Consider the following 23,449-nt stretch of genomic DNA (forward strand, 5'->3'; position numbering starts at 1 on the left):
GCGGCGTGAAGCGATCCGTCCGGTTCCCGGTCCCCGCCGTGCTGGCCCGCCTGCTCGACCGCCACCCGGTCTCGACCACCCTGCTGCGCCGCCTCGCGTACGCCTCGATCGTGGCAAACGTGGCCATCGTGGTGACCGGCGGGGCCGTCCGGCTCACCGCGTCGGGGCTCGGCTGCCCGACCTGGCCCCGGTGCACCGACGCGTCGTACACCACCACCACCGAGATGGGCGTGCACGGGGTGATCGAGTTCGGCAACCGGCTGCTCACCTTCGCCGTCGGGGCGATCGCGCTGGCCACCCTGCTGGCCGTGCTGGCCCAGCGGCCCCGACGCCCCGGGCTGACCGGGTTGGCGGTGGCGGTGTTCCTCGGCATCCCCGCGCAGGCCGTGATCGGCGGGATCACCGTGCTGACCAACCTCAACCCGTGGGTGGTCGGACTGCACTTCCTCGCCTCGATGGCGGTCATCGCCGCCGCGTACGCCCTCTGGCGGCGGATCGTCGACCCCGACGGGCCGGCGGAGCCGGTGGTGCCCCGGCCGCTGCGTACCCTCGCCCGGCTCACCACCGCCGTCAGCGTCGCGGTGCTGGTCGTCGGGACCTGGGTGACCGGCAGCGGCCCGCACGCCGGCGACCACGGGGCGGCCCGCAACGGGCTGGACCCCGAGACGATCTCCCAGGTGCACGCCGACGGGGTGTTCCTGCTGATCGGGCTCTCCGTCGCGCTGGTCCTGGCGTTGCGGGCGGTCGGCGCGGCCGGCCCGGCCCGCGCCGCCCTGGTGCTGGTCGCGGTGGAACTGGGGCAGGGCCTGATCGGTTTCGTGCAGTACTTCACCCACCTGCCGGGCGTGCTGGTCGCCGCGCACATGCTCGGCTCCTGCCTGGTGCTGCTGGCCACCCTGGCGATGCTCTGGTCGACCCGGCAGCGCCGTCCGGCCACGGCCGACCCGCTGCCGGCCGGTCCCGCACGACCCCTGACCGAGGACCGGTTGCCCGCCACCGTCTGACCGCCTGCGGCCCCTGCCGCACTCGCGGTCCTGGTGCACTCGCGGGCCCTGCCCCACTCGCGGGCCCTGCCCCACTCGCGGGCCCTGCCCCACTCGCGGGCCCTGCCACACTCGCGGGCCCTGCCCCACTCGCGGGCCCTGCCCCACTCGCGGGCCCTGCCCCACTCGCGGGCCCTGCCACACTCGCCGGTCCTGGTGCCGAGATCGCACTCGAACCAGGTCGTAGTGGCCTCACCGCCGAAGAAGGCCACTACAACCTGGAAGTAGCCGGCCGCACCCGGCCCGACGGCGCGGGCGGGCGGGCGCGGGGCTGGGTGGCGCGGGGCGGGTGGGCGCGGGCGGGGCGGGTGGGGAAGGTCAGCTGCGGCGGGTGAGGTGGGTGAGCACCGCGTCGGCGAGGCGCTCGGGCGCACCGTCGGCGTGACCGAGGAACAGCGAGGGCTCGGTCAGCTCCAGCTCGATCAGCACGGGTTCGCCGTCCGGGCCGGGAAGCAGGTCCACCCGGGCGTAGAGCAGCCGCTGCGGGCCGCCCGGGACCTCCGCCAGCACCCGCGCGGCGACGGCCAACTGGGCGTCGGTGGGGGTGCGCGGGCTGATCTCCTCCGGCCGGAAGAGCCCCTCGACGCCCAGGTCGGGGCCGTCGAGCATGGCGCCCTTGCGGATGGCGTGGCTGAACGTCAGGCCGTCCGGGCCGGCCACGAAGAGCAGGGCGGTCTCACCGGCGGTGTCCACCGCGTCCAGGTAGGGCTGGACCATGGCGACCCGGCCGGCCGACGACAACCGACGGACGTGTGCGACGGCCAGGTCCCCGTGTCCCGGGTCGGCCGCGTCGTACCGGCCGGTGTCCTGGCTGCCGGCGCTGACCGTCGGCTTGACCACGTACCCGCCGGGCGGTGGAGGCGGGACCCAGGCGTCACCCGGCGCGACCCAGGAGGTCGGCACGGTGGGCACCCCGGCTGCGGCGAGCTCACCGAGGTAGCGCTTGTCGGTGTTCCACTCGACCACGTCGGCGGGGTTGGCCAGGGTCGGCACCGTACGGGCCCAGGTGACGAACTCGTCGCGGCGTGGGGCGTAGTCCCAGGGCGAACGGAGCACGACCAGGTCGTAGCCCTCCCAGTCGACCCGGGGGTCGTCCCAGACGGCGGCCTCGACGGTGACGTCCCGTGCCGCCAGCGGGGCGAGCACGAGCCGGTCGTCGGGGTAGAGATCGGCGAAGCGGGCGCAGGTGACGAGAGCGACCCGGGGTTTCCCCCGGGTCGACTGGTGGTGGGTCACGGTGTCGTCGGTCAACGGGCCGACCGGGTCAGCGGGCCATCGTGCGTCGGGCCATCGACCGCCACAGGTCGTTGCTCGGCCGCATCTGGTCCATCAGCTCACGCTCCCAGGCGTTCTCGACGGTGACCCCCGCCTGCGCGCACGCCTCCCGGGCGGTCACGGTGTCCTCGGCGAACTGGTCGCCCCACGCACCGTCAGCGCCGACCAGGACGATCCGCGCGCCACGCTTGCCGACGTACTCGATGACCGCCTTCGCGCCGCCGTGTCCGGCGGCGAAGGACTTGATGCCCGAGACCAGCCCGGTGGGGGCCGGCTCGGCGGTCTGTTCAGCCGTCAGCGTCGTATCGGAACCTTCTGCCATGCGCGAAGCCTAAGCAGACTTGCACCCCTACGCGCGAGAATCATGAACTATTTGTGATACCAATTACCCGAGGGTTTATCGGAACCGCTGGGCCGATTGACCAGGCATGTCGGATAAATACGGGCGTAACGACTCGCCTGGATCGCCATAATCTGTCCAGATGCAGACAGTGCAGTCCGCCGGCGTCCGTGGGCTGTCCGGTCGACGGGAGCGCGGATCAACGTGGCCACTCGACATCGACGGTGAGCTTGCCGTAGACGTCCTTGGCGGCGATGCGGCCGTCGCGTACCCGGTAGACGTCCACCCCGCGCAGGACCGTGCCGTCCTCAGCCGGCGCCCACTGCCAGACGCTCCTGTGCCGCGTCAGAGCAGCGCGTCGAGGGCCACCGCGGCGAAGACGATGGTCAGGTACGTGGTCGACCAGTGGAACAGGCGCATCGGCTTGACCGGCTCGCCCCGGGTCACCCGCCGGCAGAGCTTGTGCGCCTCGACCAGGAAGACCGCACCCACCAGGGCGGTCGGCACCCCGTAGATCGCGCTCATGCCCAGCGGCCACAGCGCCAGCGAGGTCGCCACGGTCAACCAGGCGAAGATCAGGATCTCGGCGTTGACCCGCCGGGCCGAAGCCACCACGGGCAGCATCGGGATGCCGGCGCGGGCATAGTCGTCCTTGTATTTCATCGCCAGCGGGTAGAAGTGCGGCATCTGCCAGAAGAAGACCACCGCGAACAGCACCCAGGCCGCCGGTGCCAACGACCCGGTCACCGCGGCCCAGCCGATCAGCACCGGCGCCGCCCCGCACGCCCCGCCCCAGAACGTGTTCGCCGTCGTGGTGCGCTTGAGCCAGAGGGTGTAGACCAGGTCGTAGTAGGCGATCGCGGCCAACGTCAACGCCGCGGCCAGCAGGTTGGTGAACGTCGCCATCAGGGCGACCGACACCGCCGCCAGCACCAGCCCGAAGACCAGGGCGCTGCGGGGCGAGACGGTGTGCGCCGGCAGGGGACGCCGCTTGGTCCGGCGCATCAACTGGTCGATGTCCCGGTCGATGTAGCAGTTGAGCACGCTCGCCGCACCGGCGGCGAGCGAACCACCGACCAGCACCACCGCCATCAGCCACAGCGACGGCAGGCCACCGTCGGCGAGCATCATCGCCGGCACCGTGGTCACCAGCAGCAGCTCCACGATGCGCGGCTTGGTCAGCGTCACGTACGCCGACAGCACCGCGCGCACGTCCCGCCGCCGGGACGCCGGCTCCCCGGCCACCGTGCGCACCGGCGGCTGCCCGGCAGGGTTGCTGACGGGGCGCTCGGTGATCATGCTCACGGATTGCCACCTTCCGGCATCGGCAGGGGAAGTCGGTTCGGCGGGGCCCCGTCGGGGCCCACACACCGCACCACACACTACGCGTCGTCGTTTTCGCTGCCCGGGCGACCCGACAACGGTGCGGGCCGTCACACCTGACGGGTGACCGAACGATCCGGCCCGCCCATACGTAACTGCCTGCTGAGATCCCCGGGCGGACGTTTAGACCCGCTCGATAGGGTCACCACTGAGGGTTCCGCCCATCTGCCGAGGAGCACAACCATAGTGGCTGCCAACCGACCCGCACTCAACTGGACCGACCTCGACCGCCGGGCCGTCGACACCGTCCGCGTCCTGGCCATGGATGCCGTGGAGAAATCCGGCAACGGCCACCCCGGCACCGCGATGAGCCTCGCGCCCGCGGCGTACCTGCTGTTCAACCGGGTGATGCGGCACAATCCGGCCGACCCGAACTGGCCCGGCCGGGACCGGTTCGTGCTGTCCGCCGGGCACTCCAGCCTCACGCTCTACATCCAGCTCTTCCTGTCCGGCTACCCGCTGAGCCTGGACGACCTGAAGTCGCTGCGGCAGTGGGGCTCGCTCACCCCGGGTCACCCGGAGCACGGGCACACCCCCGGTGTCGAGACCACCACCGGCCCGCTCGGGCAGGGCCTGGGCAACGCGGTCGGGATGGCGATGGCGGCCCGCCGCGAGCGTGGCCTGTTCGACCCGGAGAGCGAGCCGGGGCAGTCCGTCTTCGACCACCAGATCTGGTGCATCGCCTCCGACGGCGACATCGAGGAGGGCATCAGCCACGAGGCGAGCGCGCTGGCCGGGCACCAGCAGCTGGGCAACCTCACGCTGATCTACGACGACAACGAGATCTCCATCGAGGACGACACCCGCATCGCCAAGAGCGAGGACGTGGCGGCGCGCTACGCGGCGTACGGCTGGCACGTGCAGACCGTCGACTGGCGGGCCGGCGACGCCGACCAGGGCGACTACCACGAGGACATCGAGGCGCTCTACCAGGCGCTGCTGGCGGCGAAGGCCGAGACCGGCCGTCCCTCGTTCATCGCGCTGCGCACCATCATCGGCTGGCCCGCGCCCAACAAGAAGAACACCGGCAAGATCCACGGTTCGGCGCTCGGCGCCGACGAGGTGAAGGCCACCAAGGAGATCCTCGGTTTCGACCCGCAGCAGAGCTTCCAGGTCGACGAGGACGTGCTCGCCCACGCCCGTGGGGTGCTGACCCGGGGCACCGAGGCCGAGCAGGCGTGGACCGGCGAGTTCGACGGCTGGGCGCAGGCCAACCCGGAGCGCAGGGCGCTCTACGACCGGATCGCCGGCCGGGTGCTCCCGCAGGGCTGGACGGACGCGCTGCCGACCTTCCCCGCCGACGCCAAGGGCGTGGCCACCCGGGCCGCGTCCGGCAAGGTGCTGGAGGCGCTCGCCCCGGTGCTGCCGGAGCTGTGGGGCGGCTCGGCCGACCTGGCGGAGAGCAACAACACCACCATGAAGGGCGAGCCGTCGTTCATCCCGGCCGCCCACGCCACCAAGGACTTCCCCGGCCACGAGTACGGCCGCACGCTGCACTTCGGCATCCGTGAGCACGCCATGGGCGCGATCCTCAACGGCATCGCGCTGCACGGCGGCACCCGCCCGTACGGCGGCACCTTCCTGGTCTTCAGCGACTACATGCGCCCGTCGGTGCGGCTCGCCGCCCTGATGAAGCTGCCGGTGACGTACGTCTGGACGCACGACTCGATCGGCCTCGGCGAGGACGGGCCGACCCACCAGCCGGTGGAGCACCTGACCGCACTGCGCGCCATCCCGGGCCTGGACGTGGTCCGCCCGGCCGACGCCAACGAGACCGCCTGGGCCTGGCGGCAGGCGCTGGAGCACACCGACCGGCCGACCGCGCTGGCGCTGAGCCGGCAGCCGCTGCCGACCCTGGACCGGGAGCAGTACGCCGGCGCCGAGGGCACCGCCAAGGGCGGGTACGTGCTGGCCGAGGCGTCCACCGGCAAGCCGCAGGTGATCATCGTGGGCACCGGCTCCGAGGTGCAGCTCTGCCTCACCGCCCGGGAGCGGCTGGAGGCCGACGGCACCCCGACCCGAGTGGTGTCGATGCCCTGCCAGGAGTGGTTCTACGAGCAGGACGAGGCGTACCGGGAGTCGGTGCTGCCGCGCGGGGTCAAGGCCCGGGTGAGCGTGGAGGCCGGGATCGGGATGTCCTGGCGGGGTGTCGTCGGTGACCTGGGCGAGAGCGTCAGCCTGGAGCACTACGGAGCAAGCGCGCCGCACACGGTGCTGTTCGAGCAGTTCGGGTTCACCCCCGACCGGATCGTCGCGGCGGCACACGCGTCGCTGGCGCGGGTGGGCGACATCACCGGTTTCACGACCGGCAGTTGAGGGGAGCGTGCACGGCATGACGGACCGACTGAAGGAACTGAGCGCCGCCGGAGTGGCGGTCTGGCTCGACGACCTTTCCCGGGTACGACTGAGCTCCGGCGGGCTGGACCAGCTCCGCCGCGAGAAGCACGTGGCCGGGGTGACCACCAACCCGACGATCTTCGCCAAGGCGTTGAGCGACGCCGACGAGTACAACTGGCAGCTCAAGGACCTCGCCACCCGGGGCATCGAGGTCGAAGAGGCCGTCCGGATGCTCACCACCTACGACGTGCGCTGGGCGTGCGACGTGATGCGCCCGTCGTACGACGGCAGCGACGGCGTCGACGGGCGGGTCTCCATCGAGGTCGACCCCCGGGTCGCCCACGACACCGACAAGACGGTCGCCGAGGCCAAGGCGCTGTGGTGGCTGGTGGACCGGCCGAACCTGTTCATCAAGATCCCGGCGACCGAGGCGGGGCTGGCGGCGATCACCGCCACCCTGGCCGAGGGGATCAGCGTCAACGTGACGCTGATCTTCGGGCTGGACCGCTACTCCGCGGTGATGGAGGCGTTCCTCACCGGCCTGGAGCAGGCCAAGGCCAACGGCCACGACCTGTCCGGCATCGGCTCGGTGGCCTCGTTCTTCGTCTCCCGGGTCGACTCCGAGATCGACAAGCAGCTCGACAAGATCGGTTCCGAGGAGGCCAAGGCGCTGCGCGGCAAGGCCGCCGTCGCCAACGCCCAGCTCGCCTACGAGCGCTACACCGAGGTCTTCTCCTCCGACCGGTGGCAGGCCCTGGCCGATGCGGGCGCCCACCCGCAGCGCCCGCTGTGGGCGTCGACCTCGACCAAGAACCCGGACTACCGCGACGTGATCTACGTCGAGGAGCTGATCGCGCCGGGCACCGTCAACACCATGCCCGAGTCGGTCGTGACGGCGTACGCCGAGCACGGGGAGACCCGGGGCGACACCATCACCGGCGCGTACGAGGCCGCCCGGAAGGTCTTCGCCGACCTGGCCGCCGTCGGCGTCGACATGGCCGACGTGATCGCCACCCTGGAACGGGAGGGCGTGGAGAAGTTCGAGGCCAGCTGGGGTGAGCTGCTCGAAGGTGTCCGCAAGTCGCTGAGCGCGGCGGCGCAGGGCACCGGCACGCCGAACGAGGCCGCCAAGGGCAACGCCGAGGCGGCCCAGCGGGCCGGGGCAACGCGTGACCGACGGCGTCGCCGGCGTCGCGGGGCCCGGCCCCGCGACGTGCCACGCCGTCGTCACCGCAGCACCGGTGGCGACGTGAGTGACCTGTCGACCGGCGCGGCCGATGCCGCCGCCGGTCGCGCGGTGAACGGGGCGGACGCGGTCGCGACGACCGCGCCCGCCGCCGTACCGGCTGCCCTGTACGCGCGGGGCATCCCGGTGGCACCATCCGACCGGGGCCGGCCGATGCTGCGCCGGCCCCGGCCGACAGGCCGGCCGCACCGGCCCGGCTGGACGCGATCGGACAATGGCGGGCGTGACGATGGACGACATGGACCAGACGGAGCGAGGAGACGGCGTGAATCCGCTGCGCGACGCGCAGGACCGAAGGCTCCCCCGGATCCCGGAGCCGTGCGCCCTGGTGATCTTCGGGGTGACCGGTGACCTGGCGCGCAAGAAGCTGCTGCCGGCGGTTTACGACCTGGCCAACCGGGGGCTGCTGCCGCCCGGTTTCGTGGTGCTGGGCTTCGCCCGCCGGGACTGGGGCGACGGCGACTTCGAGGCACTGGCCCACGAGTCGGCGAAGAAGCACGCCCGGACACCGTGGCGGGAGGAGGTGTGGGGCCGGCTGGCCGGCAACATCAAGTTCGTCGGTGGCTCGTTCGACGACGACGCCGCTTTCGACAAGCTCGCCTCGACGCTGAACCAGCTGCGCGACAGCCACGGCATCCACGGCAACGCCGCGTTCTACTTCTCCATCCCCCCGACGGCCTTCCCGGTGGTGCTCAAGCAGCTGGCCCGCACCGGCATGGCCGACAACGACAAGTGCGGCGGCTGGCGGCGGGTGGTGGTGGAGAAGCCGTTCGGCAACGACCTGCCCTCGGCCAAGGAACTCAACGACCTGGTCGACGACGTGTTCACCCGGCAGGACGTCTTCCGGATCGACCACTACCTGGGCAAGGAGACGGTCCAGAACATCCTCGCCCTGCGGTTCGCCAACAACCTGTTCGAGCCGCTGTGGAACTCCAAGTACGTCGACTCGGTGCAGATCACCATGGCCGAGGACGTCGGCATCGGCACCCGGGCCGGCTTCTACGACTCGGTCGGCACCGCCCGCGACGTGCTCCAGAACCACCTGCTCCAGCTGCTCGCCCTGGTCGCCATGGAGGAGCCCACCAGCTTCGACGCCGACGAGATCCGGGCCGAGAAGCTCAAGGTGCTCAAGGCGATCACCCTGCCGAAGGACGTGTCCCGGGGCACCGTGCGCGGTCAGTACCTGCCCGGTTGGGTGGGTGGCGAACGGGCCGTCGGCTACCTCGACGAGGAGGGCGTCCCGGCGCACTCGACCACCGAGACGTACGTCGCCGTCGAGTTGGGCATCCAGAACCGCCGCTGGGCCGGGGTGCCGTTCTACATCCGGGCCGGCAAGCGGCTGCCCCGGCGGGTCACCGAGGTGGCCATCATGTTCAAGAAGGCCCCGCACCTGCCGTTCAACACGGCCGACATGGAGTCGCTGGGCAACAACCAGCTGGTCATCCGGGTGCAGCCGGACGAGGGCGTGGTGCTCAAGTTCGGCTCGAAGGTGCCCGGCACCACCATGGAGGTCCGCGACATCGCGATGGACTTCCAGTACGGCGAGGCGTTCACCGAGTCCAGCCCCGAGGCGTACGAGCGGCTCGTGCTGGACGTGCTGATCGGCGACCGGACACTCTTCCCCGACGCCTCCGAGGTGGAGCAGAGCTGGGCGGTGGTGGACCCGCTGGAGCACGCCTGGGAGGGCACCAAGCCGGAGCCCTACCGGTCCGGCGAGTGGGGTCCCCGGGCCGCCGACGAGATGCTGGCCCGCGAGGGCCGGGCTTGGCGGAGAGCGTGAGCGAGCAGAGCGAGCGAACCAGGAGGCTCCATTGATCGGGCTGTGGGACACCACCGGCAACGAGGTGGTCAAGGCGCTCGCCGCCGAGCGGCGCAGCGCGGGCGGGGTGGCCAGCGGGATGGCGCTCACCCTGATCGTCGTGGTCGACGAGAAGCGGGTCCGGGAAGCCGAGGCGGCGGCCACCATCGCCGCCGCCGCCCACCCGTGCCGGCTGCTCGTCGTCGTACGCGCCGACGTGGAGCGGGAACGCAACCGGTTGGACGCCGAGATCGTGGTCGGCGGCCGGCTGGGCCCTTGCGAGGCGGTGGTGACCCGGATGTACGGCCGGCTGGCCCTGCACGCCGAGTCGGTGGTGATGCCGCTGCTGGTGCCGGACGTACCGGTGGTCACCTGGTGGCACGGCGAACCACCGGCGGAGATCGCCACCGACTTCCTCGGGGTGGTCGCCGACCGGCGGATCACCGACTGCGCGCAGGCCGTCGACCCGGTCGAGGCGCTGCGGGAACGGGCTCGGGACTACGCCCCCGGCGACACCGACCTGGCGTGGACCCGGATCACCCCGTGGCGCACCCTGGTCGCCGGGGCGTTCGACACCACCGAGGCGCGGGTCACCGAGGCGACGGTGGTGGCCCCCCGCCGGGACCCGACGGCGGCGCTGATGCAGGGGTGGCTGGCCGCCCGGCTCGGCATCCAACCGCAGTGGCAGCACACCGACGACCACCCGAGGATGCGTCAGGTGCAGCTGCGCTGCGCCAACGGCGACGAGTTGACGTTGACCCGGGACGACAGCCTGGCGACGTTCCGGCGTACCGGCCAGGACGACCGGGTGCTGCCGCTGGTGCGTCGCCCGCTCGGTGACGAGCTGGCCGAGGAGCTGCGCCGGCTCGACGCCGACCAGGTGTACGCCGAGGCGTTGGGCACGGCGGCCGGCCTGTCCGGCCTGGAGCAGCGTCCGCCCCAGCGGGTGCACGTCTGGAAGGATCCGGCCACCGCGCGCCGGGCGGAGGCGGGCGTGAGCGCGCACGCCGACACCAGCACGACATCCTGAGCATGTGTCGGTGGGCGGTCCTGCGGGGCCGCCCACCGGCCGTTAGGGCCAGCCGGGGTCCGTTCCCGGGTGGGCGGGTGTCCTCTCCCGCCCGTCGCCGGAGTCGACCGGCGGCCCGCACGACGACGAGACCTCCGGTGACACCGGCACCCGGCGGGCCGACCGGTCCCCGCCCCCACGAGCAGGACCGCGCCGAGCGGTCAGGAAAAGAAGGCCAAGATGAGTGAGGCGAGTGTCGCGGTCCACGCCGACGCCGACCTGCTGGCGCAGGCGGTGGCGGCCCGGCTGGTGGTGAAGCTGCTCGACGCGCAGGCGGAGCGGGGTGCGGCGTCGATCGTGTTGACGGGCGGGCGGATCGCCGCGGCGGTGCACCGGGCGGTGCTCACCCTGCCCGCCCACGACGCCGTCGACTGGTCCCGGGTGGATGTCTGGTGGGGCGACGAGCGCTTCCTGCCGGCCGGCGACCCGGACCGCAACGAGACGCAGGCCCGGGCCGCGCTGCTGGACCTGGTGCCGCTGGACCCGGCCCGGGTGCACCCGATGCCGGCCACCGACGGCCCCACCGGCGACGACCCGGAGGCCGGTGCCGCCGCGTACGCCGAGGAGTTGGCGCGGGCGGCCCGGCCCGGTCACGCGGCACTGCCGCACTTCGACGTGCTGATGCTGGGCGTCGGCGAGGACGGGCACGTGGCGTCGGTCTTCCCCGAGCACCCGGTGCACCACGACACCCGACCGGTCAGCGCGGTACGGGGCAGCCCGAAGCCGCCGCCGGTGCGGACCACCCTCACCCTGCCGGCGATCAACACCGCCGAGGAGGTCTGGCTGGTCGCCAGTGGGCCCGACAAGGCGCGGTCGGTGGGGATGGCTTTGGCCGGTGCCGGCCCGAAGCAGGTGCCCGCCGCCGGGGTGCAGGGCGTCTCGCGTACCCTCTGGCTGCTCGACCGGGCGGCGGCGGCCGACGTGCCGGCCCGGCTGCGCAGCCTGCGCTGAGCCTGGGCGGCCCGGCCGCGAGCCGGGTCAGCACGCCCCCACCGCCGGGGCGGTCACACCCGGCCGCAGCGGGCGTCACCGCCGGGCGGTCGCTCCGGGTCGAGGTGTCACCGCCGGGCGGTCGCTTGGGGTCGCAGCGTCACCGCCGGGGCGGTCACTCCCGACCGCGTCGGCGGCGCAGCGCGGCCAACGCCTCCGCCAGCAGCGCCTCCCCCTCCTCCGGGGTACGCCGCTCCTTCACGTACGCCAGGTGGGTCTTGTAGGGCTCGGGACGGGTACGTCCGGGCGGATTCTGGGCGTCCTGGCCGGCGGGCAGGCCGCAGCGCGGACAGTCCCAGACGGCCGGCTCCTCGGCGTCCAACGCCAACCGGATCTCGGTGGCGTGGTCGTTGCGGCACCAGTAGGTGACCGCGCGACGGGGGGCCGGCTCGTAGCGTTCGGTGGGGCGCTCCGGCGCCCCACCGATCCGGGAACCGCGGATGACGTTGCCACTGGGCACACTCGCTCCTGTCGTCGGAGGGGACCACCGCCTGAGGCGGGCGGTGGGCGACGGTGGCGGAGAAACACAACTGCGCGCGGTCCGTGACGGACCGCGCGCAGATTGTACGACCTGATCGTGTCGCTCAGGACCCGCTGTTGAGCTGGAGCCGGAGCCAGAGGCCGAGCCCGATGATGCAGGCGAACCAGACGATGCTCACCAGGACGGTGTAGCGGTCCAGGTTCTTCTCGGCCACCGACGAGCCGGCCAGGCTGGAGCTGACCCCGCCGCCGAACATGCTCGACAGCCCGCCGCCCTTACCCCGGTGCAGCAGAATGAGCATGGTGAGCAGAACGCTCGTGATGACCAGCAACACGATCAACGTGTATGCGAACCAGATCGGCATGGCTGGGGTCAGTCCTCTCGTTACGATCCTCGCCCGGACAGATCGGGCACGGCGGCACCGACCGGTGGACGGGCGGAGTCAAGAATAGCGAGCGATCAGCGACCCGTGTGCTCCGGGAAGCGGCAGATCTTCGCGAACTCCTCGGCGTCCAGGCTGGCCCCGCCCACGAGCGCCCCGTCCACGTCCGGCTGGGACATGATCGACGCGACGTTGGACGACTTCACCGAGCCGCCGTAGAGGATCCGGACCTGGTCCGCGGTGCCCTGGTCGTAGGTCTCGACCAGCCGCTTGCGGACCTCCCCGCAGACCTCCTGGGCGTCCTCGGGGGTGGCCGTCTTGCCGGTGCCGATCGCCCAGACCGGCTCGTAGGCCACCACGACCTTGGTGACCTGCTCGGCGGTGAGCCCCTTCAGGGCGCCGTCGAGCTGGTCGCAGCAGTGCGGCACGTGCCGCAGCTGCTCGCGGATCTCCAGGCCCTCACCGATGCAGAGGATCGGGGTGAGCCCGTTGGCCAGCGCGGCGGCCACCTTCGCGTTGACGATCGCGTCGTCCTCGTAGTGGTACTGCCGCCGCTCCGAGTGCCCGACCGCCACGTAGGTGCAGCCCAGCTTGGCCAGCATCGCCCCGGAGATGTCCCCGGTGTACGCGCCGGACTGGTACGGCGAGAGGTCCTGCCCGCCGTAGCCGATGAGCAGCTTGTCGCCGTCCACCGCGGTCTGCACGGTGCGCAGGTCGGTGAAGGGCGGCAGGACCACCGTCTCGACGGCGGTGAGCTGCTGCTCGGTGAGGCTCGCGGCCAGCTTCTGCACCAGCAGGTTGGCCTCGAGGTGGTTGAGGTTCATCTTCCAGTTGCCGGCCATCAGCGGCCGGCGGGTGACGCTCGCCATCAGTTCTCCAGGGCCGCGATGCCGGGGAGGGTCTTGCCCTCCAGGTATTCCAGGGAGGCGCCGCCACCCGTGGAGATGTGCCCGAACGACGACTCGTCCAGCCCGAGGGCCCGCACGGCCGCCGCCGAGTCACCGCCACCGACCACGGTGAACGCGTCGGTCTTGGTGATCGCCTCGGCGACACCCCGGGTGCCGTTGGCGAACGCCGGCATCTCGAACACGCCCATCGGGCCGTTCCAGAAGACCGTCTTAGCCTGCGACAGGGCGGCGGTGAAGCCGGCCACCGTCTCCGGGCCGATGTCCAGGCCGAGCCGGTGGCTGGGGATGCCGTCGGCGGGCACCGTGTCGTGCGCGGCGTCCGGGGCGAAGGCGTCGGCCGCCACCACGTCGACCGGGAGCAGGATCTTGCCCTCGGCGCGGGCCAGGAGGTTGCCGCAGGTCTCGACCATCTCCTGCTCCAACAGCGAGGTGCCCACCTCGTGGCCCTGGGCCTTGAGGAAGGTGAAGCACATCCCGCCGCCGATGAGCAGCCGGTCGACCTTCGGCAGCAGCGCCTCGATCACGGCCAGCTTGTCGGAGACCTTGGAACCGCCGAGCACCACCACGTACGGGCGCTCCGGCTCGCCGGCCAGCCGGGACAGCACCTCCACCTCACGCAGCACCAGCCGGCCCGCGACGTGCGGCAGCCGGGCCGGTACGTCGTGGACGCTGGCGTGCTTGCGGTGCACCGCGCCGAACGCGTCGTCCACGTACGCCTCGCCGAACGCGGCGAGCTGGTCGGCGAAGGCCCCCCGCTCGGTGTCGTCCTTGCTGGTCTCCCCCTTGTTGAAACGGAGGTTCTCCAGCAGGGCCACCTGGCCGTCGGCCAGCGCGTCCACGGTGCTGCGGGCGGACTCGCCGACGGTGTCGGTGGCGAAGTGCACAGGCGCGTCGAGCAGCTCACCGAGCCGCCCGGCAACCGGGCGGAGGCTGTACTGCGGGTCCGGGGCACCCTTCGGGCGACCCAGGTGCGAGCAGACCACGACCTTCGCCCCGGCCTGCACGAGCGCGCCCAGGGTGGGCAGGACGGCCCGGATCCGGCCGTCGTCGGTGATCTCCCCGGTCTGCTTGTCGAGTGGGACGTTCAGGTCGGCGCGCACCAGCACGCGCCGACCTGACACCCCCTCGGCGAGCAGGTCGTCGAGGTTGCGGATGCTCACAGCGAGGAACCCACCAGCTTGACCAGGTCGACGAGCCGGTTGGAGTAGCCCCACTCGTTGTCGTACCAGCCGACGACCTTGACCTGGTTGCCGATGACCTTGGTCAGCGGCGCGTCGAAGATGCACGACGCCGGGTCGGTGACGATGTCGGACGAGACGATCGGGTCCTCGTTGTAGACCAGGATGCCCTTGAGCGGGCCGTCCGCGGCGGCCTTGATCGCGGCGTTGACCTCGTCCACGGTGGTCTCCCGGCCGACCTCGACGGTCAGGTCGGTGGCCGAGCCGGTCGGGATCGGCACCCGCAGCGCGTAACCGTCCAGCTTGCCCTTGAGTACCGGCAGCACCAGCCCGATCGCCTTGGCGGCACCGGTCGAGGTGGGGACGATGTTCAGCGCGGCGGCGCGGGCCCGACGCAGGTCCTTGTGCGGCGCGTCCTGGAGGTTCTGGTCCTGGGTGTACGCGTGGATCGTGGTCATCAGGCCCTTCTCGATGCCGAAGGTGTCCTGGAGGACCTTCGCCATCGGGGCCAGGCAGTTCGTGGTGCACGACGCGTTCGAGATGATGGTGTGCTTGGCCGGGTCGTACTGGTCGTGGTTCACGCCCATGACGACCGTGACGTCCTCGTTCTTCGCCGGGGCGGAGATGATGACCTTCTTGGCCCCGCCGTCGATGTGCGCCTTGGCCTTGGTGCCGTCGGTGAAGAAACCGGTGGACTCGATGACGACGTCCGCCCCGGCGTCGCCCCACGCCAGCTTCGACGGGTCCTTCTCGGCGAACGCCTTGATGGTCTTGCCACCGACGGTGATCTCGTCGGCGGTGGCCTTGACCTCGTGCGGCAGACGACCGAGGATGCTGTCGTACTTGAGCAGGTGGGCGAGCGTCGCGTTGTCGGTCAGGTCGTTCACGGCGACGACCTCGATGTCGGCGCCGGACGCCAGCACGGCCCGGAAGAAGTTACGGCCGATGCGGCCGAAGCCGTTGATGCCAACCCGGATGGTCACAGGTCCCATCTCCTCGCGTTCTGGTCCGCCGACGTCAGAACGGGCCGGCGGAGGTGTGTGCGCCGGCCGGTGAGCCGGCCGTTGACGATTCGTCTCGGCCACCCCGCCACGGTCTGGGAGGACCTGACCGCCTGAGGCGGCGTGCACGGCGAGGAGTGCCTGTGCCGGCCCCCTTGCCGTACCTGACGACCCTATCCGAGCGTGCCCCGCCGTGCTGCGGCGGGTGGTGACCCCGTCGGGTCGACGGCACGGCACGCCCCACCCACCCGACCCGGGGCACGTCACGCCCGCCGGCCCGTGCCTCGCACGCGCCCGCGGGATGGCGGCCCACCGTCCTATCAGACCACGAGCATGTCCGGCGTGACTGCCGCTTCGGTATCCGGGATGCCCAGGTCACGGGCCCGCTTGTCGGCCAACGCCAGCAGCCGGCGGATCCGCCCGGCGATCGCGTCCTTGGTCAACGGCGGGTCGGCCAGCGCGCCCAACTCCTCCAGCGACGCCTGCCGGTGCTCCAGCCGCAGCTGACCGGCCGAGGTGAGATGGTTCGGCGCGTCGTCGGCGAGGATCTCCAGTGCCCGGGTGACCCGGGCGGCGGCGGCCACCGCCGCCCGCGCCGAGCGGCGCAGGTTGGCGTCGTCGAAGTTCGCCAACCGGTTGGCCGTGGCCCGCACCTCCCGGCGTACCCGACGCTCCTCCCAGGCCAACACGCTGGAGTGCGCGCCGACCCGGGTGAGTAGCGCGGCGATCGCGTCACCGTCCTTGACCACCACCCGGTCCACCCCGCGCACCTCCCGGTTCTTGGCGGTGATGCCGATCCGACGGGCCGCCCCCACCAGTGCCAACGCGGACTCCGGCCCCGGGCAGGTGATCTCCAACGCACTGGAGCGGCCCGGCTCGGTCAACGAGCCGTGCGCCATGAACGCGCCCCGCCAGGCCGCCACCGCGCAGCAGACGTTCGCCGCCACCACGTGCGGCGGCAGGCCGCGTACGGGCCGGCCCCGGACGTCGAGCAGGCCGGTCTGCCGGGCCAGCGCCTCGCCGTCCTTGACCACCCGGACGATGAAGTGGCTGCCCTTGCGCAGCCCGCCGGAGGCGAGCACGTGGATCTCGCTGGGATAGCCGTAGACCTCGGCGATCTCCCGGCGCAGCCGGCGGGCCACCGCCCCGGTGTCCAGCTCCGCCTCCACCACCACCCGACCGGAGACGATGTGCAGCCCACCGGCGAAGCGCAGCAGCGCCGCCATCTCCGCCCGCCGGCAGCAGGGCTTGGGCACGTCGACCCGGCTCAGCTCGTCCTTGACCGCAGCCGTCATCGCCATTGTGCGCCCCCTCACGGACCGGTACCGGCGTGTCGCCGGTGATTACGTACGTGCTTAACGATCGACGCCCAGGACAGGCACCAGTGCGGCAGCCAGGGCGGCCGGATCGTGACGGGGCGTGCCGTCGTCGACGGCGACCGGGGCGAGGACCAACCGGGCACCAAGCGATTCTGCCGCACGCCCGACCGGTTCGGGGTCACCCACCGCCTTGGAGTCGGCCACCACGTAGTCGACGGTGAGCTGCGGAAGGTACCAACGCAGGGCGGCCAGGTGGTCGGCCACCGAGAGACCCAGGGTCTCCTTCTCGGCGGCCAGGTTGAGGGTGACCAGTCGCCGGGCCGGGCTGGTCACGATCGCCTCGGCCAGCCCCGGCACCAGCAGGTGCGGCAGCACGCTGGTGTACCAGCTGCCCGGTCCGAAGATCAACCAGTCGGCGTCGCCGATCGCGGCCACCGCCTCCGCGCAGGCCACCGGGGCGTCCGGGGTGATCCGCAGCGCCTGCACCGTGCCGGTGGTCACCGCCACCTGGTGCTGGCCGCGCACCGTGCGTACCTCGTCGGGGTGGGCCGGGTCGAGGCCACGGACCCGGGCCTCGATGTCCACCGGCTGGGCGGACATCGGCAGCACCCGGCCGACCGCGCCGAGCATCGCCCCCGCGTGCGCCAGCGCGGCGACCGGGTCGCCGAGCTGCTCCATCAGGCCGCAGAGCACCAGGTTGCCCACCGCGTGACCGGCCAGCCCGTCCCGGGCGGCACCGGCGAACCGGTGCTGGAACAGCCCGGCGCTACGTCGGGTGGCCGGATGGTCCCCGGCCAACGCGACCAGTGCCTGCCGCAGGTCGCCCGGGGGCAGGCCGCCGCGTTCGGCCCGGAGCCGGCCGCTGGAGCCGCCGTCGTCGCCGACGGTGACCACGGCGGTGATGTCCAGGTCCAACTCCCCGGCGCAGTGCCGCAGCGCCCGCAGCGAGGCGGACAGTCCGTGCCCCCCGCCGAAGGCGACCACCGACCGCACCGTCACTCCCGCCCCAGGTCCCGGTGCTGCGCATTGGCGGCCAGCCCCGACTGGCGCAGCCGCTCGGCCAGCTCCTCGGCGATCGCCACGCTGCGGTGCTTGCCGCCGGTGCAGCCCACGGCCACCGTCAGGTAACGCTTGCCCTCCCGCTCGAAACCGGCGGTGGTGGCGTTGACCAGCTCGGCGTACGAGGCGACGAAGGCGTCCGCGCCCTCCTGACCGAGCACGTACGCGCTGACCGCCGCCTCCCGACCGGTGTGCTCCCGCAGCTCCGGCACCCAGTACGGATTCGGCAGGAACCGGGCGTCGAGGACGAAATCGGCGTCCGGCGGCAGGCCGTACTTGAAGCCGAACGAGAGCACGGTGAGCCGCAACCGCCGGGCGTCCTCCCCGCCGAACAGCTCCTCGACCCGACGGCGGAGCTGGTTGACGTTGAGGTGGCTGGTGTCGATGATCACATCGGCCTGGTCGCGGGCCTCCTCCAGCAGGGCCCGCTCGACGGCGATCCCGTCGGCCAACCGCCCCTCACCCTGCAACGGGTGCGACCGGCGCACGCTCTCGAACCGCCGGATCAGCACCTCGTCGTCGGCGTCGACGAAGACCACCCGGGGCGAGAAGCCACGTTCCTTCAGCTCCCGGATCGCCCCGGCCAGGTCGGTGGAGAACGCCCGCGACCGCACGTCCAGCACCATCGCGGTACGCCGGGCCGCCCCGCCGGCCTTCATCGCCAGCTCGGCCATGTCCAGCATCAGCGCCTGCGGCAGGTTGTCCACCACGTAGTAGCCGACGTTCTCCAGGGCGCGCGCCACCGTGCTGCGGCCACCGCCGGACAGGCCGGTGACCACCACCAGCGTGGTGTCCGACTCCGCCGTGCCGCCCTCGACGTGCCCGCCGGTTGTCCGCGCCTCGCCCATTCCACCACTCCCGGTTCCGTGGCGGCGAGCCCCGATGGGTCCCGTACCGCGCAGGGTCAGTCGACGACTCTATCCCGGTGGGCGGCGTCGATCCCGGCACGCCCGACGGCGGGTCGCCCGGCGGGGTCGGCTCGGCGTTCGACCGGCATCCGGAGCATTGCCTGGCGCGGAGCGGTATGCCTGTCCGTCATATTTATGCCGGACAGGCATACCGCTCGACGGGAGAAGTGTCACCACCTCCGCACCGCGACGGTGGCGGCACGATCGTCCTAGTCTCCGTCCAGTTCGACGGCGGTGCGGGGCGCGGGCTGGCCGGCCTGCGCCCGTAGCGCGCCCTCCCACACCGGGTCCGTGGCCGCCCACTCGGCGACCAGCGCCGCCAGCCGGCGCGCGGGCAGCCCACGCGCGAGTACGGTCAGCTCCGCGACCCGGGGGTCGACCGCCGGGTCCAACTGCGGGGTGGCCGTCGACGACCACGCGAAGCCCTCGGCCAGGGCGGCGGCGGTGAGGGCCACCGCGTGCGCACACAGGTCGGTCTCGGCGGCACAGTCGCACTCGGCGGTGAAGCCGTCCGCCGTGACCCCCACCCAGACCTCGTACGGCGGCCGACCCGCCTCGTGGACCACCCCGGATGCTCCGCCGTCGACCGGGAGGACCTCCGGCGGCTGGCCGGAGGCCGTCAGCTTGTCCGCCGCTGCGCAGACCTCGACCCCGGCCGCGTCCCGGAGTGCGTCGATATCGATGTGTACCGCCATCAGGCCATCCAACCGCACGGCGTCTCGGCTTCCACAGCGCCGCCGGCATCGGCGGCCTCTGCTGGGGTGACGGGGACAGCACCGGGTGAGGGCCCGCCGGGTCGGACACCCGCCGGCTCCGGCGGGGGCACCGCTGAGGACGAGGGTGCCGCCGGAAGCGGGGCGGATCGGGGCGGGTCCGGGGGCGTCGTGGACGGTGGTGTCGGGGCCGGCTCGTAGACTCCCCGGATGGTCTCCCCCACCGAGTTGCGCGCCTCCGACGCCCTCGACGTGCTCCGCCGGGTCTTCGGCTACGACGCCTTCCGGGGCTTCCAGCAGGAAATCATCGATCACGTGGTGGCCGGTGGGGACGCCCTGGTGCTGATGCCCACCGGTGGCGGCAAGTCACTGTGTTACCAGGTCCCGGCGCTGGTCCGCGACGGCGTCGCGGTGGTCGTCTCCCCGCTGATCGCCCTCATGCAGGACCAGGTCGACGCGCTGACGGCGGTCGGCGTACGCGCGGGTTTCCTCAACTCGACGCAGGACTACGCGGCCCGGCGCACGGTCGAGCAGGCCTTCGTCGCCGGGGAACTGGATCTGCTCTACCTGGCCCCCGAGGCGCTGGGCACCCGGGGCGTGCAGCAACTGCTCGACCGGGGCCGGATCGGCCTGTTCGCCATCGACGAGGCGCACTGCGTGTCCCAGTGGGGGCACGACTTCCGCCCCGACTACCTGGCCCTGTCGATGCTGCACGAGCGGTGGCCGACGGTACCCCGGATCGCGCTGACCGCGACCGCCACCAGCGCCACCCGGGCCGAGATCGCCACCCGGCTCCAGCTGACCGAGGCGAAGCACTTCGTGGCCAGCTTCGACCGGCCCAACATCCAGTACCGGATCGTGCCCAAGAAGGAGCCGCGCAAGCAGTTGCTGGCCCTGCTGCGCGACGAGCACCCGGGCGATGCCGGCATCGTCTACTGCCTGTCCCGGGCCTCGGTGGACAAGACTGCCGAGTTCCTGGTCGCCAACGGGGTCGCCGCGCTGCCCTACCACGCCGGCCTGGACTCGGGCACCCGCGCCACCAACCAGCAGCGTTTCCTGCGCGAGGACGGCCTGGTCATGGTCGCCACGATCGCCTTCGGGATGGGCATCGACAAGCCGGACGTCCGCTTCGTGGCCCACCTCGACCTGCCCAAGTCGGTCGAGGGCTACTACCAGGAGACCGGGCGGGCCGGCCGGGACGGCCTGCCGTCGACGGCGTGGCTCGCCTACGGCCTCCAGGACGTGGTGCAGCAACGCAAGATGATCGAGACGTCCGACGGCGACCTGGCCCACCGCCGTAACCTCGCCACCCACCTGGACGCCATGCTGGCGCTCTGCGAGACGGTCCGCTGCCGACGGGTGCAGCTGCTCGAATACTTCGGCCAGCCCGGCACGGCCGACTGCGGCAACTGCGACACCTGCCTGACCCCGCCGGAGACCTGGGACGGCACGGTGGCCGCGCAGAAGCTGCTGTCCACCGTCTACCGGCTCGACCGGGAGCGCAACCAGCGCTTCGGCGCCGGGCACTGCGTCGACATCCTGCTCGGCAAGCAGAACGACAAGATCAGCCAGCACGGCCACGACGCGCTGAGCACCTTCGGCATCGGCACCGAGCTGCGCGATACGGAGTGGCGCGGGGTGGTCCGGCAGCTGCTCGCCGAGGGGCTGCTGGCGGTCGAGGGCGACTACGGCACGCTGGCGCTCACCGAGGCCAGCGCGGACGTGCTGGCCCGCCGCCGCACGGTCACCATGCGCCGGGAGCCGGAGAAGGTGGCCTCGGCCCGCTCGGCGAAGCCGCGCGGCGCGGCCACCGTGGTCGCCGAGCTGTCCCCGGCGGCCGGGTCGCTGTTCGAGCGGCTGCGTGCCTGGCGGGGAGCCACCGCCAAGGAACAGGGCGTGCCCGCGTACGTGATCTTCCACGACGCGACGCTGCGGCAGATCGCCACCGACTCCCCCACCTCGCTGGCCGAGCTGTCGAGGATCAGCGGCGTCGGCGAGAACAAGCTGGCCAAGTACGGCGAGTCCATCCTCACCGTCCTCGCCGACCAGCCCTGACCGCCGTCAGTCGGCCGGGGTGGGGGCGGTGGTCTTCGGGTCGTCGTCGAGGGCGGCGAGGATCGCCTCGGCGGTGCGCCGGCCCACCCCGGGCACCTCGACGATCTCCTCCACGGTGGCGGCGGAGAGCCGTTTGAGCGAGCCGAAGTGGTGCAGCAACGCCTTGCGGCGGACCTCACCCAGCCCGGGGACGGTGTCCAGGGCTGATTCGGTCATCCGCTTGGAGCGCCGCTGCCGGTGGAAGGTGATGGCGAACCGGTGCGCCTCGTCCCGGGCGCGTTGCAGCAGGTAGAGCCCCTCGGAGGTGCGCGGCAGGATGACCGGGTAGTCGTCGTCGGGGAGCCAGACCTCCTCCAGCCGCTTGGCCAGCCCGCACAGCGCCACGTCGTCGATGCCCAGCTCGGCCAGCGCCTGGGCGGCCGCCGCCACCTGCGGGGCACCGCCGTCGACCACCACCAGCTGCGGCGGGTACGCGAACTTGCGTGGCCGGCCGGTGGTCGGGTCGATGCCGGGGCGGTCGGGGTCGGACGCGGTCTCCTCGCCCAGCTCACCGGTCTCGGCGCGGGCGTCGAGGTAGCGGGCGAAGCGGCGGCGCAGCACCTCGGACATCGCCGACAGGTCGTCGGTGGCGCCCCGGACGATGAACCGGCGGTATTCGCTCTTGCGGGGCAGCCCGTCCTCGAAGACGACCATGCTGGCCACCACGTCGGTGCCCTGGATCTGGGAGACGTCGAAGCACTCGATGCGCAGCGGCGAGGTACGCATGCCGAGCGCCTCGCTGATCTCGTCGAGCGCCTTGCCCCGGGTGGTGAGGTCGCCGGCCCGCTTGAGCTTGTGCCGGGCCAGCGCGTCCTTCGCGTTGCGGCCCACGGTCTCCAGCAGGGTCTTCTTGTCGCCGCGCTGGGGCACCCGCAGCGACACCCGGCTGCCCCGGCGGGCGCTGAGCCAGTCGGCGAGCGCGTCGGCGTCACCGGGCAGCTCGGGGACGAGCAACTCCCGGGGGACGTCCGCCTCGCCCTGCTCGCCGCCGTAGACCTGGGTGCAGAAGTGGTGCACCAGGTCGCCGGTGGTCAGCTCCTCGGTCTTTTCCACCACCCAGCCGCGTTGGCCGCGTACCCGACCGTCGCGGACGTGGAAGACCTGCACGGACGCTTCGAGGGGGTCGTCGGCGAAGGCGACCACGTCGGCGTCGGTGCCGTCGCCGAGCACCACGGTCTGCTTCTCCATGGCCCGGCGCAGGGCGGCCACGTCGTCGCGGAGCCGGGCCGCCCGCTCGAACTCCAACTGCTCGCTGGCCTCGGTCATCTCGCGTTCGAGGCGACGCACCATGCTGTCGGTACGGCCGGCCATGAACTCGCAGAAGTTGTCGACGATGGCCCGGTGCGCGTCGGCGGAGACGGTGCCCACGCAGGGCGCGGAGCACTTGCCGATGTAACCGAGCAGGCAGGGCCGGCCCACCTGCCCGGCCCGCTTGAACACCCCGGCGGAGCAGGTGCGGGCGGGGAAGACCCGCAGCAGCAGGTCGAGCGTCTCGCGGATCGCCCAGGCGTGCGAGTACGGCCCGAAGTACCGCACGCCCTTACGCTTCGCGCCCCGCATGACCTGCAGCCGCGGGTATTCCTCGTCGAGGGTGACCGCCAGGTACGGGTACGACTTGTCGTCGCGGTACCGGACGTTGAACCGGGGGTCGTACTGCTTGATCCAGGTGTATTCGAGCTGGAGCGCCTCGACCTCGGTGCCCACGGTGACCCAGTCGACCGACTCGGCGGTGGTGACCATCTGCCGGGTGCGCTCGTGCAGCCCCCACGGGTCGGCGAAGTAGGAGTTGAGCCTGCTGCGCAGACTCTTGGCCTTGCCGACGTAGATCACCCGGCCGGTGCCGTCGCGGAACCGGTAGACCCCGGGGGACTCGGGGATCGTGCCGGTCGCGGGGCGGTAGGTCGAGGGATCAGCCACGGCACCGA

Annotated in this window: 19 protein-coding genes and 1 pseudogene; 7 read left to right on the forward strand and 13 right to left on the reverse strand. The window is 72.3% G+C overall.

The features are described from left to right. The first annotated feature begins 5 nt into the window (after positions 1-5). Positions 6-1,004, forward strand: coding sequence for a heme A synthase (locus J7462_RS10075; protein ID WP_374197511.1), 999 nt, complete (start codon positions 6-8; stop codon positions 1,002-1,004). Positions 1,005-1,361: 357 nt separating this feature from the next. On the opposite strand, the gene J7462_RS10080 is transcribed toward J7462_RS10075, so the two are convergent. The 3 genes from J7462_RS10080 to J7462_RS10090 all read right to left on the reverse strand — a co-directional run bounded on the left by J7462_RS10080 (position 1,362) and on the right by J7462_RS10090 (position 3,963). Next, entirely contained in the window at positions 1,362-2,294 is a 933-nt protein-coding gene (locus J7462_RS10080) for a RimK family alpha-L-glutamate ligase (protein WP_219463722.1), read from the reverse strand. Positions 2,295-2,307: 13 nt separating this feature from the next. Continuing rightward, entirely contained in the window at positions 2,308-2,640 is a 333-nt protein-coding gene (locus J7462_RS10085; protein WP_208569192.1) for a hypothetical protein, read from the reverse strand. A 363-nt stretch (positions 2,641-3,003) separates the two neighbouring features. Continuing rightward, positions 3,004-3,963: a heme o synthase gene (locus J7462_RS10090; protein WP_219463724.1), complete on the reverse strand. Its 960-nt coding sequence runs from the start codon at positions 3,961-3,963 to the stop codon at positions 3,004-3,006. A 264-nt stretch (positions 3,964-4,227) separates the two neighbouring features. Between J7462_RS10090 and tkt the strand changes: the two genes are divergently transcribed. The 5 genes and pseudogenes from tkt to pgl all read left to right on the forward strand — a co-directional run bounded on the left by tkt (position 4,228) and on the right by pgl (position 11,442). Continuing rightward, positions 4,228-6,357 (forward strand): transketolase, encoded by a 2,130-nt coding sequence (gene tkt, locus J7462_RS10095; RefSeq protein WP_219463726.1) that lies wholly within the window; start codon positions 4,228-4,230, stop codon positions 6,355-6,357. A gap of 16 nt (positions 6,358-6,373) precedes the next feature. Further along, positions 6,374-7,540 (forward strand): annotated as a pseudogene (gene tal, locus J7462_RS10100) (transaldolase); the annotation flags it as partial. Positions 7,541-7,862: 322 nt separating this feature from the next. Next, positions 7,863-9,404, forward strand: a complete 1,542-nt coding sequence (gene zwf, locus J7462_RS10105) for a glucose-6-phosphate dehydrogenase (RefSeq protein WP_374197512.1) — start codon at positions 7,863-7,865, stop codon at positions 9,402-9,404. Positions 9,405-9,435: 31 nt separating this feature from the next. Then, the gene (locus J7462_RS10110) at positions 9,436-10,452 is read left to right on the forward strand and encodes a glucose-6-phosphate dehydrogenase assembly protein OpcA (RefSeq protein WP_219463728.1); all 1,017 of its coding nucleotides are present in this window, start codon (positions 9,436-9,438) and stop codon (positions 10,450-10,452) included. A 219-nt stretch (positions 10,453-10,671) separates the two neighbouring features. Then, complete coding sequence (gene pgl, locus J7462_RS10115) at positions 10,672-11,442, forward strand: 6-phosphogluconolactonase (RefSeq protein WP_208569198.1); 771 nt, start codon at positions 10,672-10,674, stop codon at positions 11,440-11,442. 154 nt (positions 11,443-11,596) lie between these two features. Here the strand turns inward: pgl and J7462_RS10120 are convergent, their stop codons facing one another. From J7462_RS10120 to J7462_RS10160, 9 genes are all read right to left on the reverse strand, one after another. Further along, positions 11,597-11,941: an RNA polymerase-binding protein RbpA gene (locus J7462_RS10120; protein ID WP_208569199.1), complete on the reverse strand. Its 345-nt coding sequence runs from the start codon at positions 11,939-11,941 to the stop codon at positions 11,597-11,599. 124 nt (positions 11,942-12,065) lie between these two features. Next, a complete protein-coding gene (gene secG / locus J7462_RS10125) occupies positions 12,066-12,326 on the reverse strand; it encodes a preprotein translocase subunit SecG (RefSeq protein WP_204959149.1) in 261 nt (86 codons plus the stop codon). Positions 12,327-12,421: 95 nt separating this feature from the next. Beyond that, complete coding sequence (gene tpiA, locus J7462_RS10130; RefSeq protein ID WP_208569200.1) at positions 12,422-13,213, reverse strand: triose-phosphate isomerase; 792 nt, start codon at positions 13,211-13,213, stop codon at positions 12,422-12,424. Next, on the reverse strand, positions 13,213-14,412 hold the full coding sequence (gene pgk / locus J7462_RS10135) for a phosphoglycerate kinase (protein ID WP_219463730.1): 1,200 nt from the start codon (positions 14,410-14,412) through the stop codon (positions 13,213-13,215). Before pgk ends, tpiA begins: the two co-directional genes overlap by 1 nt. Beyond that, positions 14,409-15,413 (reverse strand): type I glyceraldehyde-3-phosphate dehydrogenase, encoded by a 1,005-nt coding sequence (gene gap / locus J7462_RS10140; protein WP_208569202.1) that lies wholly within the window; start codon positions 15,411-15,413, stop codon positions 14,409-14,411. Before gap ends, pgk begins: the two co-directional genes overlap by 4 nt. 338 nt (positions 15,414-15,751) lie before the next feature. Further along, positions 15,752-16,732 (reverse strand): DNA-binding protein WhiA, encoded by a 981-nt coding sequence (gene whiA / locus J7462_RS10145; protein WP_091237335.1) that lies wholly within the window; start codon positions 16,730-16,732, stop codon positions 15,752-15,754. Positions 16,733-16,786: 54 nt separating this feature from the next. Beyond that, positions 16,787-17,749: a uridine diphosphate-N-acetylglucosamine-binding protein YvcK gene (yvcK, locus tag J7462_RS10150; RefSeq protein ID WP_219463731.1), complete on the reverse strand. Its 963-nt coding sequence runs from the start codon at positions 17,747-17,749 to the stop codon at positions 16,787-16,789. Further along, positions 17,746-18,657 carry an RNase adapter RapZ gene (gene rapZ, locus J7462_RS10155; RefSeq protein ID WP_208569204.1) on the reverse strand — a complete coding sequence of 304 codons (912 nt, stop codon included), beginning with the start codon at positions 18,655-18,657 and terminating at the stop codon, positions 17,746-17,748. The genes yvcK and rapZ overlap by 4 nt, the downstream gene beginning before the upstream one ends. A gap of 269 nt (positions 18,658-18,926) precedes the next feature. Then, positions 18,927-19,412 (reverse strand): hypothetical protein, encoded by a 486-nt coding sequence (locus tag J7462_RS10160; protein WP_219463734.1) that lies wholly within the window; start codon positions 19,410-19,412, stop codon positions 18,927-18,929. 228 nt (positions 19,413-19,640) lie between these two features. Between J7462_RS10160 and recQ the strand changes: the two genes are divergently transcribed. Next, positions 19,641-21,485: a DNA helicase RecQ gene (gene recQ / locus J7462_RS10165; protein ID WP_219463735.1), complete on the forward strand. Its 1,845-nt coding sequence runs from the start codon at positions 19,641-19,643 to the stop codon at positions 21,483-21,485. Between the two features lie 6 nt (positions 21,486-21,491). Here the strand turns inward: recQ and uvrC are convergent, their stop codons facing one another. Continuing rightward, a complete protein-coding gene (gene uvrC, locus J7462_RS10170; RefSeq protein ID WP_219463737.1) occupies positions 21,492-23,441 on the reverse strand; it encodes an excinuclease ABC subunit UvrC in 1,950 nt (649 codons plus the stop codon). Positions 23,442-23,449 lie beyond the last annotated feature (8 nt).

Source organism: Micromonospora sp. RL09-050-HVF-A (assembly GCF_019374995.1).
In the GTDB taxonomy this organism is placed as follows: Bacteria; Actinomycetota; Actinomycetes; order Mycobacteriales; family Micromonosporaceae; genus Micromonospora; species Micromonospora antibiotica.